This window comes from Methylophaga sp. OBS1 (assembly GCF_026319365.1).
Genome location: NZ_JAPDMS010000006.1, coordinates 24,938 through 42,591, shown reverse-complemented (window position 1 = coordinate 42,591; position 17,654 = coordinate 24,938). Strand labels below are relative to the sequence as shown.

Sequence of the window (17,654 nt, the reverse complement as noted above, 5' to 3'; positions counted from 1 at the left end):
TTACCCCACCTTACGCGACCTAACCTGTGCAAGTATTGAATTGAAAAGGTAATACGAATAAATGATTGTTTTAGGCCTGTCCGGCGCCGTGAATCACGACGCTTCCGCTGCTTTATATATTGATGGCAAACTGGTTGCCGCTGCTGAAGAGGAACGCTTTCTTCGGGACAAACATGCCAAAGGCAAAATGCCTTATGAAGCCACCAAGTTCTGTCTGGACTATGCAGGCATCAAACCGGAACAGGTCGATATCGTCGCTTTTCCCTATGCCGAGATCGGTCTCAAGTCTCCCGCCCGCTGGCATTATGCCAAGCGTCACTGGTATGCGCCTGATCGCGCGCTGACAGCCTTATTCAGCGGTAACCGCCGTTACTGGCGCAATCACCGCAACGTGATGAAGCTGTTGGATGATCTGGGAATCGGTGCGAAACGGGTCAAATTTATGCCGGTCGAACATCACCTGGCTCACGCCAGCAGTGCCTATCACCTGAGCGGCTTCAAAGAAAAAACAGCTATCATCGGCATTGATGGCAAAGGTGAATACGCCACCACCTTTTTTGGTTATGGTGAGAATGGCAAGATTCATAAAATCAAAGAGTTTTACGACCCTGACTCCCTGGGCGGAGTATACGGCGCGCTGACCGAGTACCTGGGTTTTGAGATGCTAGACGGCGAGTTCAAAGTGATGGGCATGGCGCCCTACGGTGATCCCAAACGCTTTGATTTCTCTCGACTCATCGACTGCAAAGAGGGCGATTTCAAGGTCAATAACAAGCTGGTCAATACGGTTGGCTGGCGTCGTTACAAGAAAAACGGTAAAGGCTACTTCTTCAGCCCCAAACTAATTGACTGGTTGGGACCGATGCGTGAAGGCGATGAAAAAGACGAGCCCTACATCGACTACGCAGCCAGTATTCAGGACTTGCTGGAGAAAACCGCGCTTCAGCTTATCGAGTATTATCTTGGCGATATCATTCGTGAGACCGGTAAAGTGGCTTATGCCGGCGGTGTCGCACTCAACGTCAAATTGAATCAGCGCATTATCGCCATGCCTGGCGTCAAGGAGTTGTTTGTTCAACCAGCTGCCAGCGATGCCGGTACCGCTATTGGTGCCGCCAGTTATGCCTCCCAGGCAGCTGGCGTACCCGTCGAAAAGATGGAACACGTCTACCTTGGCCCGCAATACACGACTGAAGAGTGCATGGATGCCTGCGATAACTACAGCCAGCCAGTGAAATGGCAACGCATGAGCGATGTGCCAGCGGAAACGGCTAAAATTCTTGCTGATGGTAACCCGGTTTCCTGGTTTCAGGGGCGGATGGAATTTGGGCCGCGTGCGCTGGGTAACCGCAGTATTCTGGGTAGCCCCAGCCATAGTGGTGTGGCTGATCGCATCAATGCCCAGATCAAATATCGTGAACGCTGGCGTCCCTTCTGCCCGAGCATGCTCGACACGGTGGCGCCGGAAATTCTGCAGACTGATCACCCCAGTCCTTATATGACCTTTACCTTTGATGTCGCGGAAAGCTGGAAAGATCGCATTCCCGAGGTGGTACATGAGGATGGCACAGCGCGGGCACAAATTGTCACCGAGAAAACCAATCCACGTTATTACGCCCTGCTTCAGGAGATGGAAAAACTGACTGGTAACGGGGTGGTATTGAATACCTCGCTGAACCGTCGTGGTGAACCGATGGTTTGCAGCCCGACTGATGCCCTCAATATGTTCTTCGGCTCAGATCTGCAATATCTGGTGATGGAAGATATTTTGGTCACCAAGCAATGAAGCTATTAACACTCAACGACAGCTATCTCATTGCGCGGGGTTGGCACAGACAGTGTTACCAGCATCCTGATCATGAAGATCGCTGCATCAAAATAGTGGTTAATGGTGATGACACTGAAACCAAGCGCGAACAAGCTTACTATCGCCTGCTGGAAAAACGGTTGCAGGATTGGCGCTCAGTGCCTCGCTTCCATGGCAATGTTGACACTACGCTCGGACAAGGTGCCGTTTTTGATCTGGTCCGTGACTATGATGGAAAAATATCGAAGACTTTGGCTGATTACATTGAGCAGGAGCGTGAGTTTAATCAATACGCTCCTGTATTGATGACGGCGATGTTCAACTTGATTGACTATCAGTTGAAGCATAATGTGCTGACCATGTCACTCAAACCCAAGAACCTGCTGTTTCAGGTCTTGGCTGACGGTGATGGTGTGATGCATATCATCGACAACCTGGGGAACTCAGACTGGATACCGCTATGCACGTATAGTCACTTTTTTGGCCAACAAAAAATCCGCCGGAAATGGAAGAAATTCCTGACCATGCTGGAGAAAAGGCATCTTAACAGACCCGATCTTATGTATATGTTCAAAAGCCTGGAAACGAGCCTTTAGCTTCAGGCCTAGTTCTCTATCTTATGCCATTGGGGTTCATTTCCTGCCATCGCCAGGCATCGCTGACCATATCCTCAAGATCTTTTTCGGCACGCCAATCCAGCAAATTGGCAGCGAGACTGACATCGGCATAACTCACGGCGACATCACCCGGCCTTCTATCGACGATATCATACGGCACTGGCCTTCCAGATATCTGTTCAAAGGCGCTGACCACCTCGAGTACGCTGTAACCCACTCCCGTGCCCAGGTTGATAGCCCGACAACAGGGAAGCTCAACCTGAGAGTCAAGCCATCTCAATGCCTCGAGATGGCCCTGGGCCAGGTCTGAAACATGGATATAATCTCTAACCCCCGTACCGTCTGCAGTAGGATAATCGCCACCAAACACGGAAAGTCGCTCCCTTTTGCCAATAGCAACCTGGCTGACATAGGGCATCAAGTTATTGGGTATTGAACGCGGGTCCTCGCCGATTAACCCACTTTCATCAGCTCCCGCAGGATTAAAGTACCTCAGCAGGGCAACTTTAAATTTTTCAGGACTGGCTTTGCTAATGTCCTGAAGCATTTGCTCAATCATCAACTTAGTTTGGCCGTAAGGATTGGTGACAGCGGTCTGGGCCTGTTCGTTGACAGGCATGGTTTCGGTATCACCATATACAGTGGCCGACGAGCTGAATACCAGTTTATCTACGGAAAACGCCTGCATGACCTCGATAAGAACCAGGCTGGATTCGATATTATTCTGATAGTACATCAGTGGTTTTTGACAAGACTCACCCACCGCCTTATGACCGGCGAGATGGATGACCGCATCTGGCCGGTGTGTGTTAAAAATAGCCTGAAGCGCTTTTTTATCACGGCAATCAGCCTTGAAAAAACTGGGCTCTGTGCCTGTTATCCGGGCAATACGCTGAATCACGAACTCAGAACTATTGCTCAGATTATCGACAATCACCACCTGCAAACCCGCTCTCAGTAAGCTAACAGCAATATGAGAACCGATGTAACCAGTACCACCGGTTACTAACACTGTGTTAATCACTGTTTTTCCTCATGTTTTCACCAGCCATACGTCGAATAATCTGCGCTGCTTTCTCCGGCATGCTGTATAGGTCTTCTGTTTTCGCATACTCAAGTGCCTGCATCGACCACTGCGCCAGGGCTGCTGGCTCCAGCATGTTAGCTAGCTGTTCTGCTGTCAGTGCTGCGTTATCAGGCTGCTTGATAACTTCTCCCGCCTGGGCTTTGACCACATGTTTGGTATAACCACAAACATCGGAAACCAACACCGGCAAACCCGCAACAATAGCTTCAAGAATCACTGTGCCCGTATTTTCTTTACGGGCCGGATGCAACAACAAATCCGCCGCTAATAAAAACGCCGGCACATCAGTACGGCCGCCCAGAAACATGACCTGTTCAGAGACACCTAACTTCTCTGCCTGTTTCTTCAGTGCCTTGGTATCACCGTCACCGATGACATGGAGTTTCGCCTTACCTCGATGACTATCCGGTAGGGCTGCAAGTGCAGCAATGCTACGGTCGACCCCCTTGGTCTTATAGCCTGTGCCCACCATCAAAAGCACCCATTCATCAGCTCGGACACCGAGTTCACGCCGCTTTTGCATTCGTATCTGTTCAGCATCATCCGGCCGTTTACGGTTGGGATCAATCCCGGGTGGCAGAGAAATCAACCGCTGTTCAGGGGTATTGTAATGCTGTTTAAAAAGCGCTTTTTGAACGTCAGAAATCATCAGCGATACCGTGTTGCTGCTGCTCCCGAAAACAGATTCCTCACAATCAGCATAAAACGCAACCCGTCCAGTATATTTGAGCAAACCATACAGCGGCTGAGATGCAGCGCGAGCAATATAGCAAGGATCAGCAGCATAATAGAGATCTAGCCCGGGCATTTTATTGAAGCCAATAACCAGATCATAGCCCCCCTGCTGCAATGTCGGTCTGACTGTATCAATAAAGTGCTGAAGACGTGCATGATTGGTGATACCGCTAACCGGCACGACATGGACATGCATATGCTCGGGATATTCCCCCTGCCACTCCATCACGAAAACATCGACATGATCACCTGGTGTCAGACTGTGCTGCATAATTCGCATGAAATCACGGGCTAAACCACCAAAAGGAAAGTACTTATAAAGACAGACCGCTAATTTCATTACTGCGCCAGATTCTCAATCATTAGTTTGAAGCGTGAATATAAAGCTTTACCCTGCCAGTTACGCAAAAAGCGTTTCTGGTCCCGGGCGAATGCCCGTCTGAATAACCACGCACAGCGATGCTGAGTCATCGCATCCAGGTCGATAAGTTCGATTTCTCCTACCTCAGACATTAACAGATTACTTGCTTTCAAATCGCCGTGACTGAGCTGATAATCTCGCATCAAGCTGAAAATCCGGTGAAGCTGATTCAGTTCTGCTGTTGAGGGAGAAGTTGCCCGGTAAACCTCAGAAATCTCTCTGGCACCCTGTCGATATTCCGTGATCAGATAGGCTTGTTTTCTGAATGGTCCGAAACGTTTCTCTACAAAACCGAGCACCGTCGGTGTGGGGATACCCAGTAGTGCCAGCAGGTTGCCCTGTCGCCAGGCATTGGCAGCGCGACTGGGGCGCCAGAAACGTTTAAGGAAATGCCAGTGTGATTTAATGTTGTAGCGTTTGATCACCACCTGCCGTTCCGCCATTTCTGTCACAACGACTGTGGCACTGTTACCCTGCTTCAGCTTCTCACCCTGTTCCACGAAAGTGTTGATATTACGAATGGCGTGATCACCGATTTGGTCAAAGAATGCGCGTTTGACAGCATATTCCAGATGATTGTCTTTGTCGTAGGCTGTCATCGTACAGGGGCGGAAACATTTGCTCAGGTAATTATCTTTGCGTTTTTGCCAGGCCTTATTGAGCAGAGACTTGAATTGTTCCCGCTCTGCCTGACCGTATACCCAGCCTCTGGCTTGGTAATACAGATTCAGTTTAGTCAGAATCAGTTGCTGTTGTTCCGGGACAAACTGGGCCAGCAGTCTTGCAATATTATTAAGACTTTTTTTGGTGTTCAGAGACACTCCAGGTTGCCCCCTGACTGAAGCCAAGTCAATCAGAACCAGTCCGCGAGGGGTCATGAGCATGTTGTCAGTATGAATATCATGCTGGTATATACCTGCCTGGTGACAGCTTACCATCAGCTGCAACAGAGCCGGAACCATCTGTGCCTGGTTGGCGCCAACCAGCTTGAAAGGACTGGCATCAGCGATAAATTCATAAGCCACGGCCAGACAGCCGGCAAAGTCATCGCTGATCAGCTTTTCAGCCGGGACCCGGATACCGGCAGCTTTACAGGCTTTATAACCATGCTGTTCGCGTGACAGCTCACGCCAGCCTTTTTTATTCGGCGCAAACAGTTTCAGTAATAAAGGAGCACCCTGGTGCAATGCTCTGACCACCAGTCTCTGGCCCGGCAACCAGCGGAGAACGCGTTCGCAATGGTATTGCTCGCCGTCCACTTCCAGTACAAATCCCTCAGGAACTTGTTCACCAGCCAGAAACTGCTTCACAGGGTCATTCATGACGCATTGTGCCTGTGCCATTTTTCCAACAGCCTTTGCGCCCGTGCCTCCACTTTGCGCCAGAAATCACCTTGTTGATTCAAGGCCTGCCGTAAGTCGAGGCCGGAATAATATTGAATAAAACGAAACTTATCCCGCTGGCTGAGTTTGACTTCATGCGCGGAGAAATACAGAGAGCCCAGATCTTTGACCAGCCAGCGAGTCGGAACACGACGGCGAATCTGGGTACGATGCAAATCAATCAGAAACGGCTCGGTATATTCGCTGATTTGATTATGTTCAGCGAAATCCTCGGTTAACAGCACGTGACAAAGATAATAGTCACGGTGATTAATGCCGGCCTGATGCATCTTGCGACTCATCTCTGCCAGTTTGCGAATCAGTATCTGTTTGCTGCGGAAACTGGGCCTACGCTGTTGCCACTGTCGCCCGACATGCTCAAGACTCATGGTGCCGGTGAGTTCGTCGGTAATAACAAAGGATTCGCGACGAGCCGGATTCAGTCCACGCTCTCCATATCCTGCCAGTGTCATTGTACCAATGCCCAGCTCATGTAGCCGCTGTACCGCCTGCCATTCGTTGCGGGCACTGATTATCGGTATTCTGAACTGGAGCAGGTTCTTAATAATTTCTCCCCAGCCAACTCCGGCATGATATTTCAGGAAATAACTTCGTCCCTGTTGCTCAAAGCGAAGTGTACGCCGCCCCTCTTTGTCGCGGAAGACATCACCCGGCAATGTCTTCAGCAAACTGAACACGTCTTTATCCTGCCACGCCTCAGCCAGTTCTTTACGAAGGTAAAAAGCTTTTTTCATGGCTGGCACCAAGTCTCTATTTTGTCCGCGCAGAATAATGCCCGTGAGGCCGCTGAAACCAGTGGGTTGGATTCTGTTCTGGGTAGTGCTTCGGGCTGCTTACTGTAGGTATTAAGCGCCTCGACCAGAGCTTTAATGCAGTTTTTTTCGTCGATTATCTGCGAGAAAGGTGACTGCTTAGCCAGAGGCGCATAACCACAGATATCACTGATCAGCATCGGTAACCGGGCAGCAGCAGCCTCAGCCAGCACCATCCCGGCGGCTTCTTTTCGCGCTGGATGCACTAGTAAGTCTGCGGCGAAATAAAATGGTGCCAGTTCGGTCTGTCCGCCCCAGAAGCGGTAGTTGAGACCCGTCAATTGCTGTAAGCGGGGTTCATAGTTGGCTTGTTTACCATTGCCGACAATCCATAATTCGAATTGACTACGGGCAACAAAGCGCAATGCTGATAGCGCCTCGATAACGCGATCCAGTCCCTTGATGTTGAAGTCTGCCGCGACAAACAGCAATAAAATCCGGTTTTCGGCCTGTTGCGTTTGCTGGCGAAAGACACGGCCTGATTCCAATCGTGCCTGGGTGAAATGAAATTTTTCTTCAACACTGACCGGTAAAACCGCCTGATTATCCTGCTTAAGTTCAAAGTTCTCCAGGTACTGCTGGCGTTGATGCTCGGTCAGAAAAAAAACCTTGAGCGCGGGATTGCTGAATAACGCTTTCTCAATCGCCGCATAAGTGCGATAACGCGGCAATAGCTTGTTCAGACCTTTAAAACGGTTAGCCGTAAAGCAGGGATCAGCCGCGAAATACGCATCCAGTCCAGCCAGCTTGGTGAACCCGATAATGGCGTCAAACAGGCCCCGCTTTTTCAAAGAGACAACATAGTCGGACAAGGCCTTGATGCGACCTTGGTGGGTCGTCTGGTTGTTACCCAACTCATATAGCGTCCAGTCTTTATTGATATCACCCTGCGTTTTCAGCGTGATCATCGATATCTGATGTCCTCTTTTGGCCATCTCAGTCACAACAGCAATAAAATCCCGTTGCGCGCCACCCTTGGGAAGAAATTCCGTGATGGCAAAAGCTAGGTGCATGGTCTGGATAATCTCCGGTTGAAAAAAGCAGCGCTGACACTAACAACTTGAACCGCATTACTCTAAAATGAGTCTGTCCTACAACAAGCCGGGTTGCGGTCCACAGACAGACGCAATAGTACCACCTGACAGATACAGAGGTAAGCCGTGTCATTCAAAGCCACCATTCAACGTCATCAGGAGATGATTTCAGGCCTGTTCGAACTGGAGCCTCAGGTCAATCAACTGATGCAGCGGGTAAAGGATTGCCTGCTGGCGGGTAATAAAGTCTTGTTTTTCGGTAATGGCGGCAGCGCCTCAGATGCTCAGCATCTGGCGGCAGAATTTATTGTCCGTTATCACCGTGATCGCAAAGCCTACGGTGCTATCGCCCTGACCACTGACACCTCGATCCTCACTGCGCATAGCAATGACTACAGTTTTGAAACCGTCTTCGACCGGCAAATCGAGGGCCTGGGCAAGCCCGGTGATATCGCGATTGGTTTGTCGACTTCCGGCAACAGCGCCAATGTGATTAATGGCATTAAAACCGCACAACAGAATGCTATCTGGACCTGCGCCTTCACCGGCGCAGAGGGCGGCAAACTTAAAACCATTGCCGATGACTGCATCTGCGTGCCGAGCAAGGAAACTGCCCGCGTTCAGGAAGGCCATATCCTGATCGGTCACTGGCTGTGCGAAGCCCTGGACGAGGCCCTCGCTGATTCATGAGTCGACAGCAGCTCACTACCGATGTCGTGATTATCGGGGCCGGCATTGCCGGTCTTTGGCTGCATCGAAGACTGAATGATCTCGGCTTTCATGCCCTGTTGCTGGAAAACGGTGAAATCGGCCGGGGTCAGACGCTGAGTTCACAGGGCATTATTCACGGCGGCAGTAAGTACGCACTCAATGGCATTCTCTCCAGGGCGGCTCAGGTTATCAGCAGCATGCCGGCACGCTGGAAAGCCTGTCTGGAAGGGCAGGGTGAGATCGACTTATCCGGCGTCAAAAAGCTCACCGAGCATCAACTGCTGTGGTCCAAGGACCGCCTGTCCTCAAAAATGGTGTCCTTTTTCGCCAGCAAAGCATTGCGCAGCCGCATGCAGCCGGTGAAAAAAGAAAACCGCCCGGCTATCTTCACTGACAAAGCATTTAAAGGCGCTTTGTATCAGTTGGATGAACCGGTGCTGGACGTCGTCAGTCTGATCGATGAACTGGTCAAACCCTGGCAGCAACGCATGCTCGCGGTGCCCCCGAATGCAGACTATCAATGGCAACCCAGTTCCGGCCCTGTCTCAACTCTAGCCATTGGCGATCAGTACGAAATCCAGGCGCAGCAGTTTGTGCTGACCGCCGGCGAGGGTAATGAAAAACTGTTGCAAGGCTTGTCTCAGGTCCAACCGCAAATGCAGCGACGACCGCTGCAGATGGTCCTGTGCAAAAGTAAGGGCTTACAAAATCCCTTACCGTTGATCTACGCGCACAGCTTGGGTAGTGGTTCAAAACCTATCGCAACCATCTCCAGTCATAAAGACCAGCACGACAATGTAGTCTGGTATATCGGCGGCAATATTGCCGAGGAAGGCGTCAATAAAAGCCATGAAGAGTTGGTTACTGAAGCCAGAGAATTACTGGCCGATATTCTGCCCTGGGTCAGTCTGCCGGAACTGGAATGGGCGACCCACCCAGTCAATCGCGCTGAACCCAAGCAATCCAGTCTCAGCCGTCCGGACACAGCTTTTATCAGCAGTCGCGATAACCTGCATGTCTGCTGGCCGACCAAACTGGCGCTGGCACCGGATCTGGCTGATCAGATGCTGGCAGCACTCGAATCAGCCAAGCTGAAAGCCGGCGAGCACCATAATCCGGACTTTCCACATCCCGGCATTGCAGCACCACTGTGGGATCGGGCATTTGCATGAACACACTGACTGAGCGCAGAGAGATTGCTGATACTGGGGTGGCCGTCTCACCTTTAGGGCTGGGTACTGTGAAGCTGGGACGGGACAAAGCGGTCAAATACCCAACCGGCTTTAAAATACCCGGTGATACAGAGGCGCTCAATCTGCTGGCCCTGGCCTGGGATTTGGGCATCAACCTGATTGATACCGCACCGGCCTACGGTAATAGTGAAACTCGACTGGGGCAGCTATTGCCCAAAATTCCGCATGACTGGGTCATCGCGACCAAGGCAGGCGAATATTTCGACCCGCAAACGGGCGAATCACGTTATGACTTCAGTCCTGAATCCATTACCCAAAGCGTTGAAAATAGTCTCAAACAGCTTAATCGAGACGTGCTGGATATCGTTTTGATTCACTCTGACGGTAATGATAGAGAAGTCATTGAACAGCATGGTGCGCTGGACACCCTCAATACCTTAAAACAGCGTGGGCTGATTCGTGCCACAGGCATGTCGACCAAGACGGTCGAAGGCGGCCTGCTGGCCCTGGAACAGTCAGACCTGGCGATGGTAATGCATAACCTGGAATATAAGCAGGAGCAGGCGGTGTTGGATAAAGCCGCTGAAAACAACAAGGGCATTTTTATCAAAAAAGCGCTGGGCAGCGGTCATTTGGCGCATGGCTCCGACAACACCGATATTGTGCAGGCGAATTTTGATTTTATCTTCCGTGAGCCCGCCGTCAGCAGCGTAATCATCGGTACCATTAACCCGACACACCTTGAGGATAATGTATCTAAAGCAATGAATGCTCTAAAAAAGCTTAATCCATAGATTTCGCAGATAAACGCAGATGAAACTCACGACCTTTTAGTCGATCTCATACAAGCCCATATAACAGGTTCGGTTCAGGGCGTTGACTAATACAACGTTATTTTTGGTAAATAATAGAATCAGCGTAAATCGGTGTAATCAGCGGATAAATAGGCTTTTTTATTATTTATCCACTAGGCTTTTGAAGTGTTGATTTTATTCACAATCGCTGTGGTGGAGCAGTTTTCCACCAGCCCCATCACTTTCACTTCACCGCCGTAGCCTTCGACGATTTCCCAGCCGACCACACCTTTTTTGTCGTAGTCACCGCCTTTGACCAGTACATCGGGCTGAATCAGGCGTAATAATTCTTCCGGGGTATCGCCCGGAAAGCAGGTCACCCAGTCGACATCAGCGAGCCCTGCCAGCACAGTAAGACGACGCTCGGCGGTATTTATCGGCCGGCCTTCGCCTTTCAGTTTGGTCACTGACTCATCGGTGTTGATAGCCACAACCAACCTGTCACCCAGTTTTCTGGCCTGCTGCAGATAAGTCACATGGCCGGCATGCAGAATATCGAAACAGCCATTGGTAAAGACGATTTTTTCGCCGCGCTGCTTGGCTTGATCGACGGCGATTTTAAGCTGTTCCACGGTGACGGCACCGGCAAAGCTGTGATCAGTAGCATTAGCACCCTGATGGCGCTCATACTCGGCTTTGAGTTCGGGACCGCTCACAGTGGACGTGCCCAGTTTACTCACAACAATACTGGCCGCCACATTAGCCAGTGTGACTGCATATTCCAGGTCCGCACCCGCCGCCAGTGCCGAGGCCAGGGTTGATATCACGGTATCACCGGCGCCGGTGACATCAGCAACTTCCTTGGCAATCGCCGGCAGATGAAACTCGGGCTGATCGGCCCGAATCAGGGTCATACCCTGTTCACTGCGGGTAATCAGGATCGCCTTGATATCAAGCTGTTTAATCAGGGTCTGGGCTTTACTGATGAGATCCTGTTCTGAGACCACCGGGCCCACCACCGCTTCGAATTCGCTCATATTGGGCGTCATCAGATCGGCGCCGCGATATTTATTGAAATCACTGCCCTTGGGGTCCACCAGCACAGGAAGTTTTTTCTGCCGGGCCTGCGTAATCCAGAACTGTGGCTCAGATAAAGTACCCTTGTTGTAATCCGACAGCACCAGCACCTGCGCCTGCTCAGTGATCTGGTCCACCAGAGCCTGCAATTGCTGGGGCAAAGCTGCTTCAAAACGTTTTTCGAAATCCAGCCGGATAAGCTGCTGGTGACTGCTGATCACCCGGGACTTGATAATGGTGCCGGCCTCAGTCGTCTGGTGAAACAGACAGTTCACACCAACTGCATTGAGGCGCTGCTTAAGCACGGCCGCGGCTTCATCTTCACCGGTCAGGCCGCTGATAGTGCAATTGGCCCCCAACGAGGCAATATTCATCGCCACATTGCCGGCACCACCAGGTAAATCTTCCAGCCGGTCCACATTCACCACAGGTACCGGCGCTTCCGGTGAGATCCGGCTGGCTTTGCCGAAATAAAAACGGTCCAGCATCAGGTCACCAACGACGGCAACACGGGCAAGATGAAATTCAGGAAAAGAATGTTTCATATTAGATTTTATGAGGCCAACTGCCAGTGAATAATGGCGTTATTGTGCTTGTAAAAGGCTTTCGAGTCTATGCCAGACCTGGTCGACTTCCATGCCTGCCATGCACACAGGTTCACCGTCTTTCGAGTCTGGCAGCGGACAGCGGCGTTTATAGCAGGGGGAGCAGGTCATGCCGGTAATCAGGTGATGCTGCTGCTGTCCGTAAGTCCCGATCAGGTGGGTATCGGTGGAACCATACAGGGTAATCGCCGGTTTACCCAGCACGGCTGCCATATGCGCCAGGCCGGTATCACTGGCCAGTACCGCTTCAGCTCTCTGCATCAGGGCGGCAACATCATTCAGGGGCAACCTGGGTAACGCCTGCGCTTCATTGCTGACCGAGGCGATCTGCCGGGCACGCTGATATTCTTCGTCGTTGCCGCAGGGCAGCAGACATTGATAACCGGCTTCGGCGGCTTTCAACACCAGCGACTGCCAGTGTTTGACTGGCCACAATTTGGTCAGCCAGCTGGCGTTATGTACCAGCATCAGGTAGGGCCTGACGAGATCAAAGTCGAGTTGGGGTGGCTGACAGTGCGCGAGGTCAACACCATAATCTGCCGCCGTGTCAGGCACGGTATAACCCAATGCTGTCGCCAGGATCTGACGCATTCTTTCTACCGCGTGCTGATTGGGATTGACATTGATTGGATGACGATACGCCAGATGTGCCGGTTTTTCCCGGCAACTGTATTTATCAAGGCCATAAACCGGGCCTTTTCTGAGCAGGCTGACCAGGGCGCTTTTCAGATTATTCTGCATATCGACGACGACATCGTAGTCATCCGCATTCAGCGCTTTGTAAAAGCCGGTCAGTTCACCTTGTTTCAGACTACCCACCCAACTCTTGCGCCAACGACGATGAGATGTCGTAATCACATTTCTGACTCGTGGATGCCATTTGGGCACAGCCGCAAAGGCTTTATCGACCACCCAGTCAAATTCAATATCGGGATAAACCTTAGCTGCATCAGTGAGCGCTGGCAGGGCATGCATCAGGTCACCCATGGATGTCAGTTTAATAATGAGAACGCGCATAACGCTTCAGTCAAGATCTAGACTGAGAGGATGATCGCGGTGATGCATCAGAATGTTGAAAAAGGCATCCGGGTTTTTAATCTGTGTCAGCTCGCCTTCACGTGGGAATAACTGATCCTGCAGACGTGACAGCCAGAAACGTAATGCAGCGGCTCTGAGCACCAGATTCCAATTCGCAATTTCGGATTCAGTCAGTGCACGTTTTGCCAGATAATGCCGCATCAGCGCCTGATAACGGCTTTGTTCCGGCAGGCCCGATTCATCGACACACCAGTCATTGACCGCGACAGCCAGGTCATACAGCAGATATTCGTCGCTGGCATAATAGAAATCGATAATGCCTTTAAGCTCATCGCCGTCAAACAGCGCGTTATCACGGAATAAATCAGAATGCGTGACACCCCAGGGCAAATCCAGTTCTTCATAGCCAGCCTGAAACGCCAGTTCATTTTTGAGAATGGTGGCCTGCTCGTCATTTAATTTCGGCAATAACGTCATCGCTGTCTGCCGACGCCATTCATGACCACGCTCACTGGCACGACGGGATTTAAACTCCAGCCCGGCCAGATGCATTTCTGCCAGAATGTCACCGATTGCAGCACATTGCGCTGATGTCGCCAGCGACTCCACGCCACGCCCATCCAGACGTAACACCAGTGCAGCCGGTTTACCGCAGAGTTTTTTCAGGTAATGACCCTCACGGTCAGCCGCGGGGTGCGCTGAGGGAATACCATGCTGATAGTAGAAAGTCATCACATCCAGGAAATAGGCGAGTTCACCGAAGTCGTGATGCTCGAACAGCGTCAGCACAAACTCCCCTTCGGTCGTGGTGACAAAGTAGTTGGTGTTTTCGATACCGGCACTGATGCCCTGATAAGACACCAGATCGCCGACGGCATACTCTCCCAGAAACGCGATCAGGTCGTCGCGTCCGACTTCAGTATAAACTGACATGAAAACTGCTCAGATTAGTGGATGCTTACCACTCCAACAGGATCCAGTTGGGGACCAACAGACCGGAATCCAGTTCGAATTGTCTTGACTCAAGAGAACCGTCACCATCGGTATCAGTCAGGTAATAAGGTTTCCCGACCGAAGGCGTCACTTTAATCATATAAAGCTTGCCATTCATTCGATATTCTTCAATGGTGCGATCTTCTTTTTGAATGATATTAACTTCGGGCTCGATACTGTCACCGCTTTGCAATGGCTCAGGAAGCACCGGCGGCTTCTCCATCACCGATTCGGTGTCCTCTGCCCGGACAGTCACTGTCATTAACAGGGCAAGTGCGCATACAATAGCGATTTTGTTCAACATGAGAATGCTCCGTGTCATTTCGGGGTTAAGATAGCATTTCCGCTGCCCGGAGAAAAGCAGTCAGTTCTCAGAAAAACGGTGCCACAACGCTTATGACTCAATCTGTTCCTCTCGTTCTCGTCGATGGTTCGTCTTACCTGTACCGTGCCTACCATGCGATGTACAAAGCGGATCTCAGAAATTCGGCTGGCGAACCTACTGGGGCCATCCGGGGTGTCACGGCGATGTTGCGGCGTTTACTGGCTGACTATCCCGACAGTCATATCGCAGTCGTATTCGATGCCAAGGGCAAAACCTTTCGCGATGACATTTATGAGCAGTACAAAGCCAACCGGCCGCCGATGCCGGATGATTTAAGGCCACAGGTGGAACCCATTTACGACATCATCAAGGCCATGGGGCTGCCATTACTCTGCGTAGATGGCGTCGAAGCCGATGACGTTATCGGAACACTGGCCAGACAGGCGACTGAAAAAGGCATGGATGTTGTGGTCAGCACCGGCGACAAAGATATGGCGCAACTGGTCAATCAGCATGTGACTCTGGTTAACACCATGACCGAGACCAAAATGGATATTGAAGGTGTTAAGGAAAAGTTCGGCCTGCCACCGGAACATATTATCGACTTCCTGGCACTGATGGGCGACAAGGTTGATAACATTCCCGGTGTGCCCGGTGTCGGCGAAAAAACCGCCCTGTCTCTATTGCAGAACCTGGGTAGCCTCAAAGAAATTTATGCCAATCTGGAGGCCGTCCGGGAACTGGATTTTCGCGGCGCCAAAAAGATGCCGGAAAAACTGGCAGAGAATAAAAATATGGCAGAGCTCAGCTATGAGCTGGCCACGATAAAATGCGATGTTGAACTCGATATCGAAGTCGAACAACTTAAACATCAACCTCAAGACCGTGAAGCACTGCTGACCCTGTTTAAACAGTTCGAATTCCGTAGCTGGATAGCTGAGTTGGAGTCGGGCAGTGCCGATCAAACTGTCACTTCGGGCTCGGCGGTGATCAACAATGACACCATCGCCAAACAGGACTATCAGTGCATTCTGGATAAAAAAGATTGGCTGACATGGCTGAAAAAACTGCAGGATGCCGATCTGTTTGCCTTTGACACTGAGACTACCAGCCTCATCTATCTCGATGCCCGTATTGTGGGTGTTTCCTTCGCCGTGAAACCCGGCGAGGCCGCTTATCTGCCTCTGAATCACGACTATGCCGGCGCACCGCAACAGCTGGATTACGAGGAGGTGATGAAGGACCTAAAGCCTCTACTGGAAGATCCCACCAAACTCAAAGTGGGCCAGAACCTGAAATATGATCGCCACGTGCTACTGAACCATGGCATTGATCTGAAAGGCATCGCCCATGACACCATGCTGGAATCCTATGTGCTCGACAGCACCGCCACACGTCATGATATGGATTCTTTGGCGAAAAAATATCTCGACCGAGACACGATTCACTTTGAAGATATTGCCGGTAAAGGCAAAAAGCAGCTGACCTTCAATCAAATTGGTATTGAAGAAGCGGCCAACTATGCTGCTGAAGATGCCGACATAACGCTGCAACTGCATCATGTGTTATGGCCCCAAATGCAGGCTATTCCACCGCTGGTGAAGGTTTACTCCGAACTGGAAATGCCCCTGTTGCCGGTCCTCAACACGCTGGAACGTAATGGCGTCAATATCGACATCTGGATGTTGCAGCAGCAAAGTGACAATATGGCTCGCCAGATTGAAGAACTGGAAAAGCAGGCCCATGAAGTGGCCGGACAAGCTTTTAACCTCGGTTCTCCCAAACAACTTCAGGAAATTCTTTACGACAAGCAGAACCTGCCGGTAAAAAAGAAAACCCCGAAAGGCGCCCCTTCTACCGCCGAAGAAGTCCTGCAGGAACTCGCCGATGAAGGCTATGAACTGCCGCAAATCATCATCAACTACCGCGGCCTGAGCAAGCTGAAATCGACCTATACCGATAAGCTGCCGCAGATGGTCAACAAAACCACGGGGCGAGTACACACGTCCTACCATCAGGCTGTCACCGCGACCGGTCGACTCTCCTCCTCGGATCCCAATCTGCAGAATATTCCCATCCGCAGTGAAAATGGCCGTCGCATCCGTGAAGCCTTCGTCGCCAGTGAGGGTTATGTGCTGCTGGCCGCCGACTATTCACAAATCGAACTGCGCATCATGGCGCACCTGTCCGGCGATGAGAGCCTGCTGCAGGCCTTTGCCAAGGGCGAAGATATTCATCGCCACACTGCTTCGGAAATCTTCGGCATGGCGCTGGACGAAGTCAGCAGCGATCAGCGCCGCAGCGCCAAAGCGATTAACTTCGGCCTGATTTACGGCATGTCCGCTCATGGTCTTTCCAGACAACTGGGTATTGAGCGCCACCAGGCGGCGGACTATATGAACACTTATTTCGAGCGCTATCCCGGCGTCCGTGATTACATGGACAACACCCGCGAGCAGGCTAAGAAACAGGGCTATGTGGAAACCATTTTCGGCCGTCGCCTGTACTTACCGGAAATCAACTCCAAAAACGGCATGCGCCGCCAATATGCCGAACGAACCGCCATCAATGCGCCGATGCAGGGCAGCGCTGCCGATATCATCAAACGCGCCATGATAGATATTCACAGTTGGTTATCAGGCGCCGATACCGGTATTCGCATGATCATGCAGGTGCATGACGAACTGGTGTTTGAAGTGCCCAAGGATCAGTTGGATATGGCGAAGACCACTATCGAGCAGTTTATGATGAATGCGGCGGATTTGAAGGTGCCGTTAGAGGTTGGACTTGGGACTGGGGATAATTGGGAGCAGGCGCATTAATTCTTGTGGGTTGGTTTGAAAAACCAAACCCAACCTTGCGTCTTGAGACAAGCCCGATTAGGTTTCGCCTTAATGGCGAGTCAGGGATTTGCGCGGCCAAATCCCTAACAACCTTAGACTACTCCACCGTGTTGGCCTACGGCTCTACTGCGTTGCTCGACTAACCCGGGAATTGGCTAA

At 51.2% G+C, this 17,654-nt stretch carries 15 protein-coding genes; 6 read left to right on the top strand and 9 right to left on the bottom strand.

What is annotated here, in order from left to right:
- Positions 1-61: 61 nt before the first annotated feature.
- A complete protein-coding gene (locus OMQ46_RS14880; RefSeq protein ID WP_266238192.1) occupies positions 62-1,786 on the top strand; it encodes a carbamoyltransferase in 1,725 nt (574 codons plus the stop codon).
- Positions 1,783-2,403 carry a YrbL family protein gene (locus OMQ46_RS14875; protein ID WP_266238190.1) on the top strand — a complete coding sequence of 207 codons (621 nt, stop codon included), beginning with the start codon at positions 1,783-1,785 and terminating at the stop codon, positions 2,401-2,403. The genes OMQ46_RS14880 and OMQ46_RS14875 overlap by 4 nt, the downstream gene beginning before the upstream one ends.
- 16 nt (positions 2,404-2,419) lie before the next feature.
- Here OMQ46_RS14875 and galE read toward each other — a convergent pair whose 3' ends face one another.
- From galE to OMQ46_RS14850, 5 genes are read right to left on the bottom strand one after another with little or no spacing between them, the layout of a single operon-like run.
- Positions 2,420-3,448 carry a UDP-glucose 4-epimerase GalE gene (galE, locus tag OMQ46_RS14870; RefSeq protein ID WP_266238188.1) on the bottom strand — a complete coding sequence of 343 codons (1,029 nt, stop codon included), beginning with the start codon at positions 3,446-3,448 and terminating at the stop codon, positions 2,420-2,422.
- On the bottom strand, positions 3,441-4,586 hold the full coding sequence (locus OMQ46_RS14865; protein WP_266238186.1) for a glycosyltransferase family 4 protein: 1,146 nt from the start codon (positions 4,584-4,586) through the stop codon (positions 3,441-3,443). The genes galE and OMQ46_RS14865 overlap by 8 nt, the downstream gene beginning before the upstream one ends.
- On the bottom strand, positions 4,586-6,010 hold the full coding sequence (locus tag OMQ46_RS14860; protein WP_266238184.1) for a lipopolysaccharide kinase InaA family protein: 1,425 nt from the start codon (positions 6,008-6,010) through the stop codon (positions 4,586-4,588). Before OMQ46_RS14860 ends, OMQ46_RS14865 begins: the two co-directional genes overlap by 1 nt.
- Positions 5,986-6,804, bottom strand: coding sequence for a lipopolysaccharide core heptose(I) kinase RfaP (gene rfaP, locus OMQ46_RS14855; RefSeq protein ID WP_266238183.1), 819 nt, complete (start codon positions 6,802-6,804; stop codon positions 5,986-5,988). The genes OMQ46_RS14860 and rfaP overlap by 25 nt, the downstream gene beginning before the upstream one ends.
- A complete protein-coding gene (locus OMQ46_RS14850) occupies positions 6,801-7,895 on the bottom strand; it encodes a glycosyltransferase family 4 protein (protein WP_266238181.1) in 1,095 nt (364 codons plus the stop codon). The genes rfaP and OMQ46_RS14850 overlap by 4 nt, the downstream gene beginning before the upstream one ends.
- A gap of 147 nt (positions 7,896-8,042) precedes the next feature.
- Here OMQ46_RS14850 and OMQ46_RS14845 point away from each other — a divergent pair, with 147 nt between their 5' ends.
- Genes OMQ46_RS14845 through OMQ46_RS14835 form a run of 3 tightly spaced genes read left to right on the top strand, consistent with a single transcriptional unit; the run spans position 8,043 to position 10,614 of the window.
- Positions 8,043-8,606 (top strand): D-sedoheptulose-7-phosphate isomerase, encoded by a 564-nt coding sequence (locus OMQ46_RS14845; RefSeq protein ID WP_266238179.1) that lies wholly within the window; start codon positions 8,043-8,045, stop codon positions 8,604-8,606.
- Entirely contained in the window at positions 8,603-9,799 is a 1,197-nt protein-coding gene (locus OMQ46_RS14840; protein ID WP_266238177.1) for an FAD-dependent oxidoreductase, read from the top strand. The genes OMQ46_RS14845 and OMQ46_RS14840 overlap by 4 nt, the downstream gene beginning before the upstream one ends.
- Entirely contained in the window at positions 9,796-10,614 is an 819-nt protein-coding gene (locus OMQ46_RS14835) for an aldo/keto reductase (protein WP_266238175.1), read from the top strand. Before OMQ46_RS14840 ends, OMQ46_RS14835 begins: the two co-directional genes overlap by 4 nt.
- Positions 10,615-10,787: 173 nt before the next feature.
- Here OMQ46_RS14835 and hldE read toward each other — a convergent pair whose 3' ends face one another.
- The 4 genes from hldE to OMQ46_RS14815 are packed head-to-tail and all read right to left on the bottom strand — an operon-like array spanning position 10,788 to position 14,631.
- Positions 10,788-12,236, bottom strand: coding sequence for a bifunctional D-glycero-beta-D-manno-heptose-7-phosphate kinase/D-glycero-beta-D-manno-heptose 1-phosphate adenylyltransferase HldE (gene hldE, locus OMQ46_RS14830; RefSeq protein ID WP_266238173.1), 1,449 nt, complete (start codon positions 12,234-12,236; stop codon positions 10,788-10,790).
- 39 nt (positions 12,237-12,275) lie between these two features.
- Entirely contained in the window at positions 12,276-13,313 is a 1,038-nt protein-coding gene (gene waaC / locus OMQ46_RS14825; protein ID WP_266238171.1) for a lipopolysaccharide heptosyltransferase I, read from the bottom strand.
- 6 nt (positions 13,314-13,319) lie between these two features.
- The gene (locus OMQ46_RS14820; protein ID WP_266238169.1) at positions 13,320-14,267 is read right to left on the bottom strand and encodes a homoserine kinase; all 948 of its coding nucleotides are present in this window, start codon (positions 14,265-14,267) and stop codon (positions 13,320-13,322) included.
- Positions 14,268-14,292: 25 nt separating this feature from the next.
- On the bottom strand, positions 14,293-14,631 hold the full coding sequence (locus OMQ46_RS14815; protein ID WP_266238168.1) for a DUF2782 domain-containing protein: 339 nt from the start codon (positions 14,629-14,631) through the stop codon (positions 14,293-14,295).
- Between the two features lie 92 nt (positions 14,632-14,723).
- On the opposite strand from OMQ46_RS14815, the gene polA reads away from it, so the two are divergent.
- Positions 14,724-17,474 (top strand): DNA polymerase I, encoded by a 2,751-nt coding sequence (gene polA, locus OMQ46_RS14810; RefSeq protein WP_266238167.1) that lies wholly within the window; start codon positions 14,724-14,726, stop codon positions 17,472-17,474.
- Positions 17,475-17,654 lie beyond the last annotated feature (180 nt).